This window comes from Bacillus sp. FSL K6-0994, from assembly GCF_038630815.1.
Taxonomy (GTDB): Bacteria; Bacillota; Bacilli; order Bacillales; family Bacillaceae; genus Bacillus; species Bacillus safensis.
In genome coordinates, this window is sequence record NZ_CP152043.1 from 2,934,304 (window position 1) to 2,952,565 (window position 18,262).

At 43.7% G+C, this 18,262-nt stretch carries 19 protein-coding genes; 5 read left to right on the forward strand and 14 right to left on the reverse strand.

The features are described 5' to 3' along the window. Window positions 1-18 precede the first annotated feature (18 nt). The 5 genes from thrB to yutH all read right to left on the reverse strand — a co-directional run bounded on the left by thrB (window position 19) and on the right by yutH (window position 5,599). On the reverse strand, window positions 19-951 hold the full coding sequence (gene thrB / locus MHB69_RS15440; protein WP_342495747.1) for a homoserine kinase: 933 nt from the start codon (window positions 949-951) through the stop codon (window positions 19-21). After that, window positions 948-2,009, reverse strand: coding sequence for a threonine synthase (gene thrC / locus MHB69_RS15445; protein ID WP_034282619.1), 1,062 nt, complete (start codon window positions 2,007-2,009; stop codon window positions 948-950). Before thrC ends, thrB begins: the two co-directional genes overlap by 4 nt. After that, window positions 2,006-3,310, reverse strand: a complete 1,305-nt coding sequence (locus MHB69_RS15450) for a homoserine dehydrogenase (protein ID WP_340890500.1) — start codon at window positions 3,308-3,310, stop codon at window positions 2,006-2,008. The genes thrC and MHB69_RS15450 overlap by 4 nt, the downstream gene beginning before the upstream one ends. Before the next feature lie 223 nt (window positions 3,311-3,533). Continuing rightward, on the reverse strand, window positions 3,534-4,502 hold the full coding sequence (locus MHB69_RS15455) for a D-glycerate dehydrogenase (protein WP_342489053.1): 969 nt from the start codon (window positions 4,500-4,502) through the stop codon (window positions 3,534-3,536). A 77-nt stretch (window positions 4,503-4,579) separates the two neighbouring features. Beyond that, window positions 4,580-5,599, reverse strand: coding sequence for a spore coat putative kinase YutH (gene yutH / locus MHB69_RS15460; RefSeq protein WP_034282627.1), 1,020 nt, complete (start codon window positions 5,597-5,599; stop codon window positions 4,580-4,582). A 132-nt stretch (window positions 5,600-5,731) separates the two neighbouring features. Here yutH and MHB69_RS15465 point away from each other — a divergent pair, with 132 nt between their 5' ends. Continuing rightward, window positions 5,732-6,232: a phosphatidylglycerophosphatase A gene (locus tag MHB69_RS15465; protein ID WP_025094161.1), complete on the forward strand. Its 501-nt coding sequence runs from the start codon at window positions 5,732-5,734 to the stop codon at window positions 6,230-6,232. A 39-nt stretch (window positions 6,233-6,271) separates the two neighbouring features. Here MHB69_RS15465 and MHB69_RS15470 read toward each other — a convergent pair whose 3' ends face one another. From MHB69_RS15470 to MHB69_RS15480, 3 genes are read right to left on the reverse strand one after another with little or no spacing between them, the layout of a single operon-like run. Continuing rightward, window positions 6,272-7,045, reverse strand: coding sequence for a TIGR01457 family HAD-type hydrolase (locus MHB69_RS15470; protein ID WP_342496244.1), 774 nt, complete (start codon window positions 7,043-7,045; stop codon window positions 6,272-6,274). Between the two features lie 18 nt (window positions 7,046-7,063). Then, window positions 7,064-7,498 (reverse strand): DUF86 domain-containing protein, encoded by a 435-nt coding sequence (locus tag MHB69_RS15475; RefSeq protein WP_034282630.1) that lies wholly within the window; start codon window positions 7,496-7,498, stop codon window positions 7,064-7,066. Window positions 7,499-7,517: 19 nt separating this feature from the next. Further along, entirely contained in the window at window positions 7,518-7,793 is a 276-nt protein-coding gene (locus MHB69_RS15480) for a YutD family protein (RefSeq protein ID WP_024423368.1), read from the reverse strand. 120 nt (window positions 7,794-7,913) lie between these two features. On the opposite strand from MHB69_RS15480, the gene MHB69_RS15485 reads away from it, so the two are divergent. After that, window positions 7,914-8,549 carry a YhcN/YlaJ family sporulation lipoprotein gene (locus MHB69_RS15485; protein ID WP_342495748.1) on the forward strand — a complete coding sequence of 212 codons (636 nt, stop codon included), beginning with the start codon at window positions 7,914-7,916 and terminating at the stop codon, window positions 8,547-8,549. A gap of 38 nt (window positions 8,550-8,587) precedes the next feature. On the opposite strand, the gene lipA is transcribed toward MHB69_RS15485, so the two are convergent. Next, window positions 8,588-9,484, reverse strand: coding sequence for a lipoyl synthase (gene lipA / locus MHB69_RS15490; protein WP_008360456.1), 897 nt, complete (start codon window positions 9,482-9,484; stop codon window positions 8,588-8,590). A 326-nt stretch (window positions 9,485-9,810) separates the two neighbouring features. Here lipA and MHB69_RS15495 point away from each other — a divergent pair, with 326 nt between their 5' ends. Beyond that, entirely contained in the window at window positions 9,811-10,755 is a 945-nt protein-coding gene (locus MHB69_RS15495; protein ID WP_229137106.1) for a M23 family metallopeptidase, read from the forward strand. 26 nt (window positions 10,756-10,781) lie between these two features. Here the strand turns inward: MHB69_RS15495 and yunB are convergent, their stop codons facing one another. From yunB to MHB69_RS15515, 4 genes are all read right to left on the reverse strand, one after another. After that, window positions 10,782-11,552, reverse strand: a complete 771-nt coding sequence (yunB, locus tag MHB69_RS15500; RefSeq protein WP_080701219.1) for a sporulation protein YunB — start codon at window positions 11,550-11,552, stop codon at window positions 10,782-10,784. 69 nt (window positions 11,553-11,621) lie between these two features. Further along, complete coding sequence (locus tag MHB69_RS15505; protein WP_034282637.1) at window positions 11,622-11,927, reverse strand: DUF1805 domain-containing protein; 306 nt, start codon at window positions 11,925-11,927, stop codon at window positions 11,622-11,624. Between the two features lie 67 nt (window positions 11,928-11,994). Next, on the reverse strand, window positions 11,995-13,368 hold the full coding sequence (locus tag MHB69_RS15510; RefSeq protein WP_061110035.1) for a bifunctional UDP-sugar hydrolase/5'-nucleotidase: 1,374 nt from the start codon (window positions 13,366-13,368) through the stop codon (window positions 11,995-11,997). Between the two features lie 66 nt (window positions 13,369-13,434). Continuing rightward, window positions 13,435-14,286 carry a DUF72 domain-containing protein gene (locus MHB69_RS15515; RefSeq protein ID WP_342495749.1) on the reverse strand — a complete coding sequence of 284 codons (852 nt, stop codon included), beginning with the start codon at window positions 14,284-14,286 and terminating at the stop codon, window positions 13,435-13,437. Between the two features lie 305 nt (window positions 14,287-14,591). On the opposite strand from MHB69_RS15515, the gene MHB69_RS15520 reads away from it, so the two are divergent. Both MHB69_RS15520 and MHB69_RS15525 read left to right on the forward strand, forming a co-directional pair. Beyond that, window positions 14,592-15,761 (forward strand): helix-turn-helix domain-containing protein, encoded by a 1,170-nt coding sequence (locus tag MHB69_RS15520; RefSeq protein ID WP_342495750.1) that lies wholly within the window; start codon window positions 14,592-14,594, stop codon window positions 15,759-15,761. Window positions 15,762-15,825: 64 nt separating this feature from the next. Further along, window positions 15,826-16,983: an oxalate decarboxylase family bicupin gene (locus tag MHB69_RS15525; RefSeq protein WP_342495751.1), complete on the forward strand. Its 1,158-nt coding sequence runs from the start codon at window positions 15,826-15,828 to the stop codon at window positions 16,981-16,983. Between the two features lie 55 nt (window positions 16,984-17,038). Here the strand turns inward: MHB69_RS15525 and MHB69_RS15530 are convergent, their stop codons facing one another. Continuing rightward, window positions 17,039-18,229 carry an MFS transporter gene (locus tag MHB69_RS15530; RefSeq protein ID WP_211043440.1) on the reverse strand — a complete coding sequence of 397 codons (1,191 nt, stop codon included), beginning with the start codon at window positions 18,227-18,229 and terminating at the stop codon, window positions 17,039-17,041. Window positions 18,230-18,262: the final 33 nt, after the last annotated feature.

Genomic DNA, 18,262 nt, shown 5'->3' on the forward strand with positions numbered 1-18,262 from the left:
AAAAAAGAACGTGCAGATTCACAGCACGTTCTTTACTTGATTAACAGGATAATGCTGCACGACAACACCTTCTACTGGCACCGTCAGCAAATCGACTTCGCAATGCGGGAAGTTTTGGGCAAGCTGTTCTTTCAGCGCTTCTCCCTTCCCTTTTTCCACTAAGGTGAGGATCGTCGGCCCAGCACCGCTCAAAGCCGTTCCATAGGCTCCTTTGAGAGAAGCGACATGCTCTACCTTTGACAGCTCTGGCACAAGCATTGTGCGGTAAGGCTGATGAAATAAATCCTTATTCATCATTTCTCCAACAAGCGGCCAGTTTTGCGTCATTAAGGCGGCCACTAGGACGTTGCTCACAGCACTCGCACTGACGGCATGTTTATAGGAGAAATCCTCTGGCAGGACATCACGGGCATCCTTTGTCAGCACTTCATAAAAAGGAATCACCACGACGACATCTACATCCACATGCTGCACTTTCACGACATGTGTTTTGTCTTCTTCGTGGAGACCAATCAGTAAACCACCGAATAAAGAGGCACCCGCATTATCTGGATGACCTTCTACCTCACTTGCATAAAAGAGCTTCTGATCATCTGTCATGTTTAATTCAAGAAGCTGATTGGCAAGTTCAATGGCGGCCACGATGGCAGCAGCACTGCTGCCAAGCCCCCGTGCCAATGGAATATCACTCCACACTTTGACATGAACAGGCGGGAGTGTTTTTCCAAAGTCATCTGCGACCTTTTTGGCTGTTTGGTAAATCAGGTTGTCGGTGCCTGATGGAATCCCAGACACAACATCTGTTTCTGCTTCAAACAGCCAGCTATCATGGTCAAAGACCGATAGCTTTAAATAGCGGCTGAGCGCCATTCCAACTGAATCAAAGCCTGGTCCTAAATTGGCAGTGCTTCCCGGTACTGTGATTGAAAAAAGCATGGAGGCTTCACTCATACGCGTGCGGCCTTTTCTAAGTGTTCAAGAATTTGATCTTCATCTGCATCGAGTGTGACCGGCTTGATTTGTGAAATATCGATAGCCGTATTTGGATCTTTCAGCCCGTTGCCTGTTAGTACCGCAACAACTTTACTGCCTGGCTTGATTTCTCCAGATTTCACCTGCTTTAGAACGCCCGCAATCGACGCACATGAGCCCGGCTCTGCAAACACACCTTCTTCACGTGCAATCAATTGATATGCATGAAGAATTTCTTCATCAGTCACTTCATCAATCTTTCCGTTTGATTCATCTGCGGCTGCCACAGCTTGTTTCCAGCTCGCTGGATTTCCGATACGGATAGCCGTTGCCACTGTTTCTGGCTGCTCAATCACTTCATTTCGAACGATTGCCGCTGCACCTTCTGCTTCAAAACCGCGCATGACAGGCAGTCCTGTTCCCTTTTTCTCATGATATTCCTTGAAGCCTTTCCAGTAGGCCGTGATGTTCCCGGCATTTCCAACAGGAATCGCCAGTACATCCGGGGCAGAGCCTAGCTGCTCACAGATTTCAAATGCCGCTGTCTTTTGTCCTTCAATTCTATAAGGGTTGACCGAGTTCACAAGGGCAATCGGCGCTTTTTCACAGATGCTGCGGACGATTTTCAGTGCATCATCAAAGTTGCCGTCAATGGCAATGATTTCTGCTCCGTACATGACGGCCTGTGCAAGCTTACCGAAGGCAATTTTCCCGTCTGGAATGATGACAATACATTTCATATCAGCACGGGCTGCATAAGCCGCTGCTGCTGCAGAGGTATTCCCTGTTGAGGCGCACATGATCGTATCATTGCCTTCTTCTTTCGCCTTTGCAACGGCCATGACCATTCCTCGATCCTTGAAAGAGCCTGTTGGATTGACGCCTTCTGTTTTCACATGAAGCTCAATCCCCAGCTTTTCTGAAAGCTTGGCGAGGTGGACCAGCGGTGTATTCCCTTCATTTAATGTTAGTTTAGGTGTAGATTCGTTTACTGGTAAGAATTCTTGAAATTCTTCAATGAGTCCATTCCATTTCATCGGCTTAAACCGTTCCCTTCTACTCGGTACGTGCTCTTCACTTGAACCACCACGTCGAGGTCGTTTAATTTTTGCAGGATATTTGAGAAATCTTCTTCTGAGGTCTGATGTGTAATAATCACAATTTCAGCCAGCTCATCATGTCCTTTCACAGGAAGCTGAAGGATCTTTTCAAAGCTGATGCCTCTTTCAGAAAAAATAGATGTAATGCGGGAGAATGCCCCGACTTGATCTCTAACATGAATTCTTAAAAATTGCTGAGCAAATATTTCTGATGAGGATTTGATCTTCTTCTCAAACTGCGGTGCGATAAATCCGCTTCCGTTCACGCCAAGGCGCATGTTTTTCATTACTGCGACTAAGTCTGATACAACAGCTGTTGCCGTTGGCAGACTTCCTGCTCCAGGTCCGTAAAACATCGTTTCTCCTACAGCACTTCCGTAGACATACACCGCATTGAATTCATTGTTGACGGATGATAACGGATGATGATCAGGAAGTAAAGTTGGCTGAACGCTGACCTCTACTTTCTCTCCGTCCCTCTGAGCAATGCCGATCAGCTTCATTGTATAGCCAAACCGCTTACTGAAATTAATATCCTCATCAGAGATATCAGAAATACCTTTCACCTTTACATCCTCTAAATCTACATTCATGGAAAAGCCGAGCCTTGCAAGAATCGCCATTTTCCTTGCTGCATCCAGTCCTTCTACATCAGCTGTCGGATCTGCTTCTGCAAAGCCTAGATCCTGTGCTTCTTTTAAGACATCCTCATATGCGCTTTTATCGACATTCATTTTCGTTAAAATAAAATTCGTTGTACCGTTCACAATCCCCATCATCTTCGTGATTCGGTCAGAGGCCAGCCCTTCCTCCAGCGTACGCAGAATCGGAATTCCTCCGGCGACACTTGCTTCATAATAAAGATCACAGCTATTTTCTTTCGCTACATGTAAAAGCTCCGTACCGTAAAGCGCCATTAAATCTTTATTGGCTGTAATGACATGCTTCTTCTCATTCAACGCATCTATTAAATATTGTTTTGTCTCTTCAATGCCGCCCATCACTTCAATGATGACGTCGACCTCTGGATCTCTAATCACATCGTATACTTCAGTTGTGAAGACCTCTCTTGCGACATCCACATCTCTTTTTTTATCGGGATTGCTCACAAGCACTTTTTGTATTAATACCGGACAGCCGATTTGGTGCATTAATTTATCCTGATGGTCTTGGATAATTTTTACGACACCGCTTCCCACTGTTCCTAATCCTAATAGCCCAACTCGAATTGCCTTCACCTGAAATTCCACCTTTCTACGTAAATGTCCTCTCTAAAAAGACATTTGTTAACCTTACACAGACATTCAATGTACACACATTATAAAGGGGTATCCTCATTTTGACAAGGTAATAAAATACGAGATTGTCATAATGAAACCGCTTAACAGCTATTTATATCAAGATTCTATATTTTCAAAATATTTTTGTCAGAAAAGATCCCGAACACCGGGAAGCCTTCTATTATGAACGAACCGGCGTTTTGGCTGGCTCGTCTTGTAAGACAAGCGCAATATTTTCAGCACATAAACGCATCATCGTTTTTCTCGTTTCGACACTAGCACTTCCAATATGAGGGAGGACTGTGACGTTACGTAATGTCGTTAACGGATGAGACGGACTGACAGGTTCCTGTCTAAATACATCCAGACCAGCGCCGGCAATTTTTCCTTTTGTGACAGCCTCGTATAAAGCATCCTCATCCACAGTCTGTCCTCTTGATACGTTAATGAAATAAGCAGAGTTCTTCATCAGATCAAATGCTTTTTCATTAAACATGTCTTTCGTTTCCGGGGTTAACGGCGTCAGACAGACGATGAAATCAGACTGCTTGAGCAGTTCCTCAAAAGCCGCATAGGTCACGCCAAGCTGCGCTTCTGCTTCGGGTTTTCTTGAACGATTATGATAAAGGACATTCATATTAAAGCCTTTGGCCCGCTTGGCAAGTGCTGTTCCAATGCTGCCCATTCCGACAATCCCGAGCGTTTTGTGATGAACATCAGCACCGGCAAGAAGAAGCGGCCCCCAGCCTGTCCAGTTTCCATTCTTAATCCAATCACTCGCCTCGACAATGCGTCTAGCTGACGCCATAAGAAGAGCAAAGGCTAAATCCGCCGTCGATTCTGTTAAGACGTCTGGTGTATGACATACGGTGATTCCGTGCTTTTTGGCTGCTTCAAGATCAATATTGTCATAGCCAACAGCAAGGTTTGCAACCACCTTGATATTCGGAGCCTTTGATAAAAGCGGCTCATCTATTTGATCTGACAGCATGGTGAGAAGCGCATCCGCTTTAGCAGCTTGTGTTTCTAACTCTTCTCTTGGACACGGCTCATCCTCGCTTGGCCACATCTCAACATGAGCGACTTCTTTTAATGGTGTAAGTGATGCTTCATCCAGCTTTCTTGTGATATAGACATAAGGTTTTGGCAAGAAGAACACTCCTTTAATTGATTTCTTTAAGCATAACGAAAAACGTCTCAAGAGAAAAGAGACGTTTCGTCTGTTCACTAAAACTTCAAATCAGCTGCAGGCTGAATCCAGCCAACAGCCGGAATGGGGGTCCCGCCGCTTCGCATGGCACTCATTTCTTGAAAGACCTTTAGAAAGTATTCATAGCGATTGGCATCATTTAAGACGTAATCTAACCGCTCTTCATAGTATGACTTTTCATTTTCTCCCGACATATAGTAGCCTTCCACAATTTCAAAGTAATGAAGCGGGAACAGCAGGCGGCTGTATAACAAACGCTTTGAAAAGGAGGAAAGAGGTGTCACCTCCTCATATTGCTGAAGAAAGGAAAAGCCTTCTTCAATTAAATCCTCCTTATGCTGTACAAAGGTCTCTCTTAAGTATTCGGCAATATCACGGGTTGGATGATCAAAGACCCAATCCACAGGTAAACGCAGCGGCTGCTCATGCGGCCATGTCATACGTGAAAAGCGCTGATGACAGACAGTGCCTGAGTCACCTTCTTTCGGTTCATCATCAAGCTCAGTATCGACTAAATATTGAATGGCATTCTCCGTTAATCCAAGATAATACGGAAACGATTCAATGAATTTTTGTTCAAACCGTTCCAGCGGTTTTTGATGCATTTGCTGCATCCAAAAGCCTTCGAGCTGATCTAATCGTTTTGCCCATAATTCCTTCCAGGCACCGACACGTTTTGTTTCGGATACTTCATATGGAAAGCCTCTTCCCCTGACATGAAAGGCTGCCAGCTCTGACGCTTGCTGAAACGAGCGGCTTGAGAGCGGTGGCGCCGCTTTTAATAAAGCGTACTGCTCCTTTCCATGAGTAAAGGTGGGCTTCTCTTCATTTGTTAATTCAAACACAGCGACGTATGGGTCTCCAGCATTCAGTAAATACTGACTGATATGATACAACTCCGAGAGTTCTTCTTCTCGCAAATGAGACACAGGAACAATGAGGAAGAGAGCCTCCGCCGTTTGAAAGCTCTGATAACTGCCATATGGCGTAAATTGACGAACATCAATACCAAATGTGTGATAAATGGTTTCTTTCATGTTTTCACCTGCGTTCCTATGATCAATCTCTTATCATATCGTAGTCGCAGGTTGAGGGATTTATGAATACTATTTACTATCCGAAGCTTTTTACACGTTGTGGACAAATTACGAGGATTGGGTGAGGAATACATGCCGCATCATCATGAGATGAACGAAGTAGAAAAAACAGCAAGACGCCGTTTACAAGAACGAGGCGTAACCATTCAAGATATAGCAGACCTTGTCTACTTTTTACAGGAAAAATATCATCCTGGCTTAGACATGACAGAGTGCATCCACAATGTGGAGCGTGTCATCGCAAAACGTGAAGTCCAAAATGCGATATTAACGGGCGTTGAACTAGACGTACTCGCCGAGCAAAAGAAGCTGACTGAGCCGCTTCAATCAATACTTGAAACGGACGAAAGCTTGTATGGCGTTGATGAAATTTTATCCTTTGCTATCGTCAATATTTATGGTTCAATCGGCTTTACAAATTACGGATATATCGATAAAGAAAAACCAGGTATTCTGGGGAAACTCAACGATAAATCCACAGGCGAATGCCACACCTTTTTAGATGACATTGTTGGCGCTATTGCTGCTGCCGCATCAAGCAGGCTGGCACATAGTGCAAGAAATGCAGAATAAAGAAAAAGAGGACGCGCGCATAACGCTTGTCCTCTTTTTTTATGATAATCGCTCGATCCACTCGGATAATGAATCAATGACATAGGTTGGCTGCTTTTCATACTTCTGAAGCAGCTCTTTTGTTGTCACACCTGTATGGACGAGTAATGTGTCCATTCCTGCATTCATTCCTGCCATAATATCCGTATCATAATTATCACCCACCATGAGCGTCTCAGACACATCTGTCCCAAGCACACGCATCGCTTGTTCCATAATAATGGATTCCGGCTTTCCGATAAATGTCGGCTGAACCGTTGTCGTCACGGTCAGTACGGATGTTAACGAGCCGTTCCCTGGCAAAAGCCCTCTTTCTGTTGGAATAGCTATATCTCCATTTGTTGAGACAAATTGTGCGCCTTGACGAATGGCAATCGCACCTACTGCTAATTTTTCATATGTAATGCCCCGATCAATTCCAACAACAACGAAATCTGCGTCTTCCTGACCAAACGTCAGCCCCTTTTCTTCAATGGCCTGCTTGATTCCTTCTTCACCGATCACGTAAACTGACGCATCTTTCTTTTGTTCAGCAATATAATTGGCCGTCGCCATACTTGTTGTAAACACTTGTTCTTCTGTTGCTGGGATATCAAATGAAACGAGTTTTTCCGCTACCTGCTTTGGCGTACGTGATGAGTTATTCGTGACAAACAAGTAAGGGATGTTAAATTCATTTAACTTTTGAACAAATTGACCTGCTTCCTCGATCTTTTCTGTTCCTTTATACATGGTCCCGTCTAAATCAATTAAATAGCCTTTGTATTTCATGATGCATACAACTCCAATGGTTTATTTAAACGCTGATACTGGGCCAAGCTCCTGTTCCAAGTAGGTACGGATGCGGCTTGGAAAGACCTCTAGCGCCTGCTCTACTTCGCTGATCACCTGCAATAAGTCATGATGAACCACTTCCTGATATTGCTGCACAAGTGTTTTGCGGGATGAGACAAGCTTTTTCAGCTGACTTCCTTCCACTTCTGGTACAACCTTTTCATCAACAAGTATATCCATGATGTCATCATAGCTTCCTGGGTCACGCATAATAAAGCCATCAATCATGTCATTTCCAGTATCAAGAATACATTCGACGAGCAAATGAACAATTCGTTCCAGCGCTTTTTTCTCAAGAGGACTTGTCCATGTTTGATGACTCTGCATCAATCCATATTGCTCCTCGAAAAAACGTAATGTCTCTTCAATCTTTTTTCTGTCTACGAAATACATTATGACGCTCCCCTTTGCGTTATTTTCTGATTCGCTTTAAGACAAAATAGGCACAGCCAAAATTACAGTATTCATAAATGTATTCATCGAGTGTGCTGATTTTAGTATCAAATGTGGCCTTTTGGTTTTGGTCATCAAAGAACCCTTTCAGCCTGAGCTGATTATAGCCCCAGTCCCCCACAATATAATCATACTTATTTAAAATATCTGAGTACCTTGCTTTAAACGCTTCTTCATTAAAGCCGTCTTTGATATCTCTTACAAGATCAAAGGTAGCATTCTGAACGACGATCATCTTCTCACCTCTTTTTAAACGATCCATCTTTAATGATAATTCATTGGAAGAACTCCATCAATTGCTAAAGCATGTTTTTTCCGATTTAGACGAAGCTAAAGGAAAAAGGAGGTCACATTTATGAAGAAACAACTGACAGCCGCGATTCTCCTCAGCATGCTTTTAGGCGGGTGCGGCTTTCAATCAGGTATGAACCGGCAAGTGGATGAAGATTCTTCAAGTAAAACCATCCGTCTGTCGGATCGTCATGAAGGAAATAATTCCAACATACCAGAAGCAGATACAAACAGAGCAGGATATGTTCGTTATCAGCGCCAGCAAGTAACGGATCAAAAAGAAAGAACCCCTGCTTTAAATCGTGAGCATCTTGCCCACGTGATTACAAGTTTAACGGTGCAGCTGCCAAACATCAAAGATGCAGCCACACTTGTGACAGATGAGGATGCACTCATCGTGTATCGAACAGGAAACAAAAATCGTGATGAATCTGCCGATCAAGTAAAGAAAACGGCGGTTTCTGTTCTCCCTCGTTATTATCATGTATACGTCTCTGATAATCCAGAGCACTTTCAATCCATTGCCAATTTTTCACGTCTTCAAACCAATTCACGTGATTTTGACCAAATTTTAACCAAAACGATTCAGCAAATGAAGTATTCTCCTCAAGGCGGGAACATATCGAATCAAGAAGATGCAAATGGGATGACGAATTCCGACCGTACGATGAGAAGAAACGCCCCTTACGGCCAAAATTAATACGAGAAAAACGCCAGAGAGCTCTGGCGTTTTCTTTGTTATGCTTGCGCCTGACGTTTTTTAGACGCTTCGTTTACTTGTTCATCTGCATGGTAGGAAGAGCGCACAAGCGGCCCAGCTTCACAGTGGCTAAAACCTTTTGACATCGCAATTTCCTTCAGCTCTGCAAACTCATCCGGATGGTAGTATTTTTGAACTTTCAAATGCTTTTTCGAAGGCTGTAAATACTGGCCAATCGCCATAATATCCACATTATTGGCAAGAAGATCATCCATGACTTCAATGATTTCTTCCTTCGTTTCACCGAGTCCAATCATAATGCTTGATTTTGTTGGAATGTCGGGCTGCATTTCTTTTGCACGACGCAAGAATTCTAATGAACGATCATATGTAGCACGCGCACGAACTCTTGGCGTTAATCTGCGAACTGTTTCAATGTTGTGATTTAAAATGTCAGGACGAGTGTCCATTAACGTCTTCAAGTTATCATAATTACCGCCCATATCTGAAGGGAGAACTTCAATGGTCGTGAATGGGCTTTTTCTTCTAATCGCACGAACGGTTTCAGCGAACACACCTGCTCCGCCATCCTTTTGATCATCCCTTGCAACCGCTGTTATGACAGCGTGCTTTAAATTCATTAAAGCTACTGAATCTGCCACGCGTTCTGGCTCTTGCAGGTCAAGCTCAGTCGGAAGTCCAGTTTTCACCGCACAGAAACGGCATGCGCGCGTACAAACAGATCCAAGGATCATAAATGTAGCGGTTCTTCTCACTGCCCAGCATTCATGAATATTCGGACATTTTGCTTCCTCACAAACGGTATGCAGGTTGTTTTCCCGCATCATTTTCTTTAAACCGGTATAGTTTTCATTCGTATTCAGCTTAATTTTAAGCCAGTCCGGTTTTCTTACGTGCTCTTCCTTCTTTGCCAATTCCATCATCTCCATATGAATTCGTTAAAGGTGCATCTACAAAAATCTTCCTGCTATATACGATGGATGCAGCCAAGAAGCTGCAAAAAATTGAATCTTCGGCCTAAAGCCTTTTCTTTAGACACTTTAACATAGTACAGATTGAACAACAAGGGAATGAGCTGCAAAAATACCCAAAAGCCTCCTAAAAAAACAGAAGAAAATTACTAACATTTTCTTCTTATGAAATAGAGTGATCTAACCACACTAAACGGTAGAAGACGATGCTCGATGAAAGGAGATGGACGTTTGTGAAAGTGGTTTTAGCCATCATGATTGCTCTTTCAATGCTCCCTTTACCTGTTCATGCAAAAGGGACGGGCAAGCAGCCAGATGAATTGAAGCAAAGAATGGCCCTATATGAAAAAGTCTCCATCACAACACAGGTTCCATGGTATGTACTTGCTGCAGTTGATCAGTATGAACACAATATTCGAAAAAGCAGAAGAGATTTACCGAAACAAAAAGGCGTCATTGGCATCTACATTCCCCGGGAAATGTGGATTGGACCAGAAAACCCGAATAAACAGGATACCTCTCCTTTAAGCATTAAAGTGTTTGACGGAATTGGTCTTGATGGAAATGGGGATGGCAAAGCAAGCAGCGATGACGATGAGGATGTATTGTTCACGTTTGCTCAATACTTGCTTCACTACGGCAGCAGCATTGATCAATTAAAAATTGGCTTATGGGACTATTATGGACGTGATCAAACCGTTGGAATCATTTCATCTTTTATGAAGCTATATAAGCACTACGGCCATCTTGATCTTGGAAAGCATGCTTTTCCTCTTCCAGTTGGAGCTGACTACAGCTACCGAAGTACATGGGGAGATGCGAGAGGGTTTGGAGGCAGAAGAATTCATGAGGGAACCGATTTATTTGCCCATTATGGACTTCCCGTTCGTGCGACATCGTATGGCGTGATTGAAATGAAAGGCTGGAACCGTTTTGGCGGCTGGCGGATAGGTATCCGAGATATTCATAATCATTATCATTACTTCGCTCACTTAAATGGCTTTGCGAAAGGACTCAAGACAGGTCAAATTGTTGAACCTGGCCAGGTGATTGGATCTGTCGGAAGCTCCGGTTACGGTCCTCCAGGCACTGCAGGAAAGTTTCCGCCGCATCTTCACTATGGCATGTACAAAGACAACGGCAGAACGGAATGGTCATTTGATCCATATCCTCATTTGAGGGCGTGGGAAAGAGCTGAACGGAAACGAAAATAAATAACAGCCCAATCATTGTTGGGCTGTTATTCCTTTTTCTCCTTTTTCTCTGGGAGAACAATTGATGGAGCACCTGAGTTTGTTCCGCTGCCATTATAATAATCTGGTACGTCTCCTTGAACGGCTTGTATGGAGACAGGAACAGAGTTTTTAACTACGATTGTTTCAGAAGCAAATGGGATAATGACTCTTACCTTGACCTCGATCAGAACACTAATATCAATCAAGGCATTGTTGATGCCATAAGGCTTAATGTTTTTTTCAACGTCCGTATGCGGATCACCAATCACACTAAAGCGCACAGGCACTTTTGGTCCGAGGTTGGCGATGAGTGCATTTCCGGATGCTTGCCCAAGCGGAATGTTATATATAATGCCGTCATGTCCATCTGTTTGATCCTTTAATGCTTCTTTTGCCTCTTTTTGAAAGTTCCCCTTTTCAATGTCCTCTAAATTTTTTTGAAGATGACGCGAGAGGTCAGCCATTGCTTTCGATGTTGCTTGCGCATTAAAATCGATGGTCGTCACTTTTCCGTTCTCACTTGTATTCATGACCACCATATCCTTCATATTCTCCTGATCATCTGCAAAGTCTTGCACTGAATATTGTATGAGGTGATTGGCGATGCGCTCTGTTTCTAGTTCAGCAATGTGAATAAGGGTAGGTTTAATGGATCGGTTGATAAAAAATAAACTAATTACGGTTGAGAGCACAAAGAATAAGATCGCAAGCAGCATGACGTAACGAAATGGCAAAGGGCCCTTCTTGTAGGGGCGATAACGGCGGTTCATTCTCAATAAAAAATCCCCCCTTCTCCATTACATGTGTATGCAGACAGGCGGGGGGATAGGAATCATCTCTCTATTTTATTTCACCATTTTTAATAATGCATCTCTTCCAATTGTTCCAGCTGAGATGCCCAGCGCTTCTGCGGCGTATGTCACAGATTCTAAAGGAGCATCGAGCAATTGCTCAATGGTTCTTACACCAACTGCTCTTCCTGCAATAATTCCTCTATCTGCAAGCTTTTCATTCAAGAGCCCGACATCCAGTGCACCGCACATAATATACCCATGTTCATTTGATACTGCCATAAAATTTGTCTTCGGCAGCTTGACGGTGACCGCTGTAAAGGAATGGCCATCAATTGTAATAGGTGTTAAATTCACCAAATCCCTTCACTCCTCTCATCACAATCTATGTGAAAAGAGGGCGCGTGTTGTTAGGCTGAAGCGGATTTCAAGTGGCTTCCTTCAAGCGCCATGTCAGAACATCACGTAAAAATTCAGGCATGAAATATTCAATGTGTTCGTGATCACGGATATGAGGAAAAAGAGAGCCTAATGTATACATATCGACTGTGCCAACTGTATAGGAGGCGTCTTTTTTGATCAATTGACCATGTACAAAGACATCCTTCACCCGTTTGGCATCGCCTTCTTCTAACGTATAGCTGAGTCCGCTATATAGCATTTTCCCCATTAGCTCACCTCTAAATCCGAAGCCTTTGATGCGCAGCTGTTCCATTTTTTCTTCACAGCCCCGTCGAACTGTTTCGATCAGCTGTTGACCGGTAAGCGTCACCCGAATGGGATTAATGGGATGCGGACATATCCGGTGGATTTCTTCTCTTGTGACGATCCCTGCCTCTAATGAATCAAGCACCATTCCTGCATTCATCATGCCAATATCTGCTCCGCACCAATCTTTAATGGCATCTGTTAAGAGCTGCGGAAGCGGAGATTCGTCGAACCATTTCGTTTCTAGCTTCGACTCAATCGTTGTCACTTTTTCCTGCATGAGTGCTTTCGCTCTTCTTTCTGCTTGCTGTAAGGTGGTGATGGCTTCATCTGATTCACTGATGAGCTGATCTACTGACTGTACTGTCGCTTTTTTCTCTATCAGCTCTTTGCGCGCTGTATCGATTGTCAGCTCAACACAGCCAATATAATGCCCATACTTTTCAGCGCATGCAAGCAGCACACCATTGTCCATTTCACCTTGTTCTAACAGATGATGCGTGTGTGAGCCTAGGATGATGTCGATGTCAGGGAAATCACGGGCGACCTCTCGATCATGGATGATACCAAGATGGGATAAAAGCACAATGACATCTGCCTGTCCCTTCACTTCCTGCAGCATGTCCCGTATGCTGTCAAACGGATCAGTAATGTTCCAGCCCAGCTTTTCATATACAGGTGTATACGCAATGGTCACGCCTAAGAGACATATCTTCAGTCCGTTTTCCATTGTGATCATATGATAGGGCTTTGCCCATGATGGCCTTTTGCCTTTCTCAAATAAATTAGACAGGACCACTGGAAATTGTGCATTCTCATATAAGTGATCCAGCTGATCATGGGGCAGCGTAATGCCTTCATTATTCCCGATCGTGACTCCATCATAGCCAAGCTGATTGAGGAGCTTGACGTTTACCTTTCCATAATCCGCTTCGGATACGAGGTTCACTCGATCCATATGGTCGCCAATATCAAACAAGAGCATCTGATCGTGAACTTGACGCTTTTCTTCAATATAAGCTGCAATTTTTGGCCAGTTCTCAAAGTGGCTGTGCAAGTCGTTTGTATGATATAACCATAGCTTCTGCAACATGTTGATCTCTCCCTCAAGTTGTCACTGACCGTCTCATTCAGGTTGAAAGCTTCAGTCAGCTCTCGGTTAACTAAATAAATCTAACTGCTTCGGAGACAGGTTTGAATAGGTGATATCCAGCAAATCAATCATCTGCTGGCCATTCGCCGCTGCATCTCCGCCAGAGTTATTATTAAACACGACATAGACATCTTTCGATTGCTGATGCAGGATGTCGAGATTCTTTTTCCACTCTTTTAATTCAGCTTCATTATATAAATATAAGTATCTTACTTCACGCCAATTCTCATGGTCTGCCGGGTGAAGCCAGCCCTGTTTATTCCTCCCGTGAAATCGGACCAAGGTTTTATCACGGTGTGTAGCTTGTATGACTGGTGGAATGGAGCCTTCTCCGACTTGCGGTTCATCACAGACGGAATGAATCCATCCTTCCTTTTCCATAAAGGACAAAGTCTGCTCATAAAATTCCTCTGAAAACCATGTACGGTTTCGGAATTCGAGAGCACATGGAATAACGCCCATCTTCTCCTTACACCATCTTAAATAGTGAACGTGCTCTTTTTTGCAATCAAACCAAGGTGGAAATTGAAAGAGCACCATGGCCAGTTTCCCTTCACGAATGAGCGGAGTCAGCGAAAGAATAAATGCATCAAACATGTCCTCCTTCGAAGCAAACGGAATCTCGCCCCTTTGATGTCCAGTCATTCCTTGGTATGCTTTCACAACAAATTGAAAGTCATCTGGCGTATCCTTTATCCACTTTTCATGATTACGCTCAGGCTGAACCGCATAAAAGCTGGCATCCAGTTCCACAATCGGAAACGTTGATGCGTAGTGAAACAGCTTTTGCGCGCTGCCGATTCTCGGCGGATAAAGACTGTCATGATCTCCCCAGCCAGTTAATCCGATATAAATCATGTTTCTCACCTCTTGCCACTCTCATGTATAGACGGCTTCCTCACATCAAAGCCTTTATTCCTTGTGATACCCATATTTCTGAAAGAAATTCTTCTGTCTACAACATATCATATTTGCTCGTAATTCTGAATGAAGATGACTGGCGGCACGTGATTTTGTCCTGACGCTCTGTTTGTTTGTTATATGAATTGACAACTTTCTATCTAAAATGATTTTAGCTGATAACATAAAATGCATATCAGAGATGTTGACAGTGATTGTCCATTTTTTTATTCATCTTCACCAATAAAGGAGACCCAGTGGATATGAACATAGACGATAATCAGTTTGAAATTTTACAAAAATTGGCCAAAAAGATTCACAAGCCCATCTATTTGTTTAACCAGCATGGACGTATTCTCTATACCTCGCACCCCATGATCACGAGCCTAGAATGGATGCACATTCTCCCCTTTTTCCAAAGCAGGACAACTCATTCTTTTTCAATGATACATGCAAAACAAACCTTTTCCATCTTTCCAATTGATCTAAACGAACAAACATGTGATTATCTGGTCATCCTTGCTTTCATTCACCCGCAGAATAAAACTTTGCATGGGATCATTGCAAAAGCAGTAAACGAAATGTCGATTGCACGTATGAGACAATATGCCGCCCTGCAAACGGCCAAGCGTGCCAGAAATGAGGGCTTTCGCAAATGGATAGAGAGGGCATCGTCTTCCCAGCAAGATCCCTTACATTTCGCTCAGGCATTTGGATTAAACGCCGAATGCCGCTATCTATGTATGATCTGTCAGCTTGACGAGCGCAGTGATTCCACATGTTTTATGAAGCAGCAAATGGTTTTGGATCAAGTGGTTGATCTGCTCGAAAGTGCACTTCCAAGCTGCCCATTTCCTGCTTTTCTGTTTGTCAAAGGTGATATGGGTGTTGTATTGATGGAGGAGACTGGCAGTTGGCCAGAGGTTAGCGGCAGGCTCAGCTCTTTTTTAAAACAGTTGCAGATGCTTGTTAAACTGCAAGTGAATCATACTATTTCTTTTGGGGTGAGCTTGACGGGCTGCCTCATCTCCCATCTGTCTGAAAGCTACAATGAAGCATTAGAGGCTCTTCAAACAGGACATCTCTCATCGCGTACTGAATATATTCAATTTTATCAAGCGAAGGATGTGCCAGATTTACTAAGGCTCATTCCAAGAAAGGATATGATCACGTTTCACCAGCTGCACCTTCACCCGTTATCTGAACCATCACAAGTCGATCAAAGCCTTCTTCACACCTTATCTGTCTATTTAGAAACCCATTGCCACATTTCAGAAACAGCCAAACGATTGTCCATTCATCGCAACACGGTCATTTATCGCCTCGAGAAGTGTGAAGAATTGCTTCGAATCAGCTTAAAAGATTCTGACGCAACATTGCGGCTGCGCTTAGCATTCCGTATTCAAATGTTTCTCTCATCCCATCCTGATTGAATTTTTTCTTCTGAAACTTCATATAGTTTGGAGGAGAAAAATGAGACTCAAGGAGGGATGATAAATGGATGATGAGCTCCGTCACATCCCGCAGCCCATTCGAAAGGATGGCGCGGGTGCCACCGACTTAGGCCCGCGCGATGTCCTTCGAGATATAGAGAACCCAGATATGCTCGTTCCCCCTAAAACCGATGCCGGAACAATCCCCAATTTAAAATTTTCATTTTCTGATACACACATGCATTTGAATCACGGCGGCTGGTCGAGGGAAATTACAAAGCGGGAGCTGCCGGTTTCAACAACGATTGCAGGTGTCAATATGCGGCTCACACGCGGAGGTGTTCGTGAGCTTCATTGGCATAAGCAGGCGGAATGGGCATATATGATTTTAGGCAAAGCTCGCATCACATCTGTAGATGCAGAAGGGCGAAATATGATGGCTGATATAGAAGAAGGCGATTTGTGGTATTTTCCACCTGGTATCCCGCACTCTATTCAAGGACTTGAGGATGGTTGTGAGTTCCTTCTTGTATTTGATGATGGCGATTTTTCTGAATTTGATACATTCACGATCACAGACTGGTTTGCCCATACACCGAAAGAGATTCTCTCCGCCAATTTTGGTGTTCCTAAGAAATTGTTTGACCATATTCCGAAAAAGCAGCGCTATATGTTTCAAGGCTCGCCGCCGTCATCCTTAGAAAGCCAAATGGTATCTGATCCATACGGCAGCATCAAGCCGCCATTTACGCACCAGCTTCTTCGTCAAAACCCGATAACGACCTCTGGCGGAACCGTCCGAATTGTCGATTCACGGAATTTCCCGATTTCAAAAACGATTGCAGCTGCACTTGTTGAAGTAAAACCTGGCGGCATGAGAGAAATGCACTGGCACCCTAATAATGATGAGTGGCAATACTATTTAACAGGTACAGCTAAAATGACGGTCTTTGGAGCAGGAGGTACTGCCCGCACCTTTAATTACAGAGCCGGTGATGTTGGATATGTTCCTTTTGGCATGGGGCATTACATCCAAAATATCGGCCAAACGAGCATTTGGTTTTTAGAGATTTTTAAAAGTGACCGGTTTGCAGATATTTCGTTGAATCAGTGGATGGCCTTAACCCCGCCTCAATTAGTGAAGGAGCATTTACACGTAGATGAAGCGATGATTCATGCACTTCATAAAGAAAAATCACCTGTCGTGAAATATGAAAGATGATGCCCATCATAAAAAACCGATCAATTCGTCCTGATCGGTTTTTTATCAGCAAATTTTAAGAAGCTGCCGAAGCATGCTGCACTTTTTTCCCCCACACGATGGATGCAGCGAAGCTTACGCAAAGCACCAGTGTTCCAAACATAAAAGGAAACTCAATATTCATATCAAATAATATACCCGCAAGACTCGGTCCGACGATATTGGCAAGGCTCATAAAGGATGTATTGAGACCGCCTGCTACCCCTTGCTGATTGCCTGCCATCTTGGACAGCAATGTATTGAGGGCTGGACGGACGAATGACGTAGCCGATAAAAATAAAATCGAACCTGTAAAAATCAACCAAAAGGACGGCGCAAAACGGCAGGCGATCAGCATGAAAGCCGCACCTAACAGCGCATAACGCACGACTCTCATCTCCCCAAATCGTTTCACACAGGCATTCACTAACGCACCCTGGACAAGCACCCCGGCAAGACCTGCAACCGTAATCACAAACGCAATATCTTTAGGTGAAAATCCGTGTTTTTGGTCTACATATAAGCCGAAAATCGATTCAAAATGAATGATTCCGAAATTGAGGACAAAGGCCAATATAAACAAAAAGCCGTACGATGTCCTTAGAGCCTCGATCATTTGTACAAAAGGATTGAAATGAATATCCTTGTTGAGCCGCGCCTCTTCCTGTTTTTCCTTTGTTAATGTTTCAGGTAAGAAGAGGATGGATAACAAAGTAGAAAGAGCAGCAAAGGAACCGGCAATCAGAAATGGAAATGCGATCCCGTACTCAACCAAATAGCCGCCTACGCCAGGCCCAATGACAAAACCTAGTGTCATCGCTGCACTGAATAGACCCATTCCTTTCCCTCGATCCTTTTCACTTGTGATATCAGCGATGTATGCAAACATGGCCGGCATGAGCAAAGCCCCGGCAGCACCGCCTAAAAACCGAGACACGAACAGCATCCAAAGCTGATCAGCAAAAGCAAAAATAAACTGAGCAATCGTAAAACCCGCAATCCCCGCAATGATCAATTTTCTTCGTCCAAATCGATCGGTCAGTGCCCCGGCAACCGGCGATAACGCAAATTGTGTAAAACCTGTTGCAGCGACAAGAAAACCGAGTGTTTTCCCTGTTGCACCAAAGGCTTCGATGTAACTCGGCATAACAGGTACAATGAGGCCAAAGCCAAGCATGGCAATAAAAATATTGAGCATCAAAATGTATAATCTGCCCATCTTCTTCATATAAAAACCTCTTTCTGCAAAATAAATGAAAAT

What these genes read in the sequence shown, in the direction of transcription:
- thrB (WP_342495747.1), bottom strand. Translation starts at nt 951, where the DNA reads ATGAGTGAAGCCTCCATGCTTTTTTCAATCACAGTACCGGGAAGCACT.
- thrC (WP_034282619.1), bottom strand. Translation starts at nt 2,009, where the DNA reads ATGAAATGGAATGGACTCATTGAAGAATTTCAAGAATTCTTACCAGTA.
- yutH (WP_034282627.1), bottom strand. Translation starts at nt 5,599, where the DNA reads ATGAAAGAAACCATTTATCACACATTTGGTATTGATGTTCGTCAATTT.
- MHB69_RS15465 (WP_025094161.1), top strand. Translation starts at nt 5,732, where the DNA reads ATGCCGCATCATCATGAGATGAACGAAGTAGAAAAAACAGCAAGACGC.
- MHB69_RS15475 (WP_034282630.1), bottom strand. Translation starts at nt 7,498, where the DNA reads ATGTATTTCGTAGACAGAAAAAAGATTGAAGAGACATTACGTTTTTTC.
- MHB69_RS15480 (WP_024423368.1), bottom strand. Translation starts at nt 7,793, where the DNA reads ATGATCGTCGTTCAGAATGCTACCTTTGATCTTGTAAGAGATATCAAA.
- MHB69_RS15485 (WP_342495748.1), top strand. Translation starts at nt 7,914, where the DNA reads ATGAAGAAACAACTGACAGCCGCGATTCTCCTCAGCATGCTTTTAGGC.
- MHB69_RS15495 (WP_229137106.1), top strand. Translation starts at nt 9,811, where the DNA reads ATGCTCCCTTTACCTGTTCATGCAAAAGGGACGGGCAAGCAGCCAGAT.
- MHB69_RS15510 (WP_061110035.1), bottom strand. Translation starts at nt 13,368, where the DNA reads ATGTTGCAGAAGCTATGGTTATATCATACAAACGACTTGCACAGCCAC.
- MHB69_RS15515 (WP_342495749.1), bottom strand. Translation starts at nt 14,286, where the DNA reads ATGATTTATATCGGATTAACTGGCTGGGGAGATCATGACAGTCTTTAT.
- MHB69_RS15520 (WP_342495750.1), top strand. Translation starts at nt 14,592, where the DNA reads ATGAACATAGACGATAATCAGTTTGAAATTTTACAAAAATTGGCCAAA.
- MHB69_RS15525 (WP_342495751.1), top strand. Translation starts at nt 15,826, where the DNA reads ATGGATGATGAGCTCCGTCACATCCCGCAGCCCATTCGAAAGGATGGC.
- MHB69_RS15530 (WP_211043440.1), bottom strand. Translation starts at nt 18,229, where the DNA reads ATGAAGAAGATGGGCAGATTATACATTTTGATGCTCAATATTTTTATT.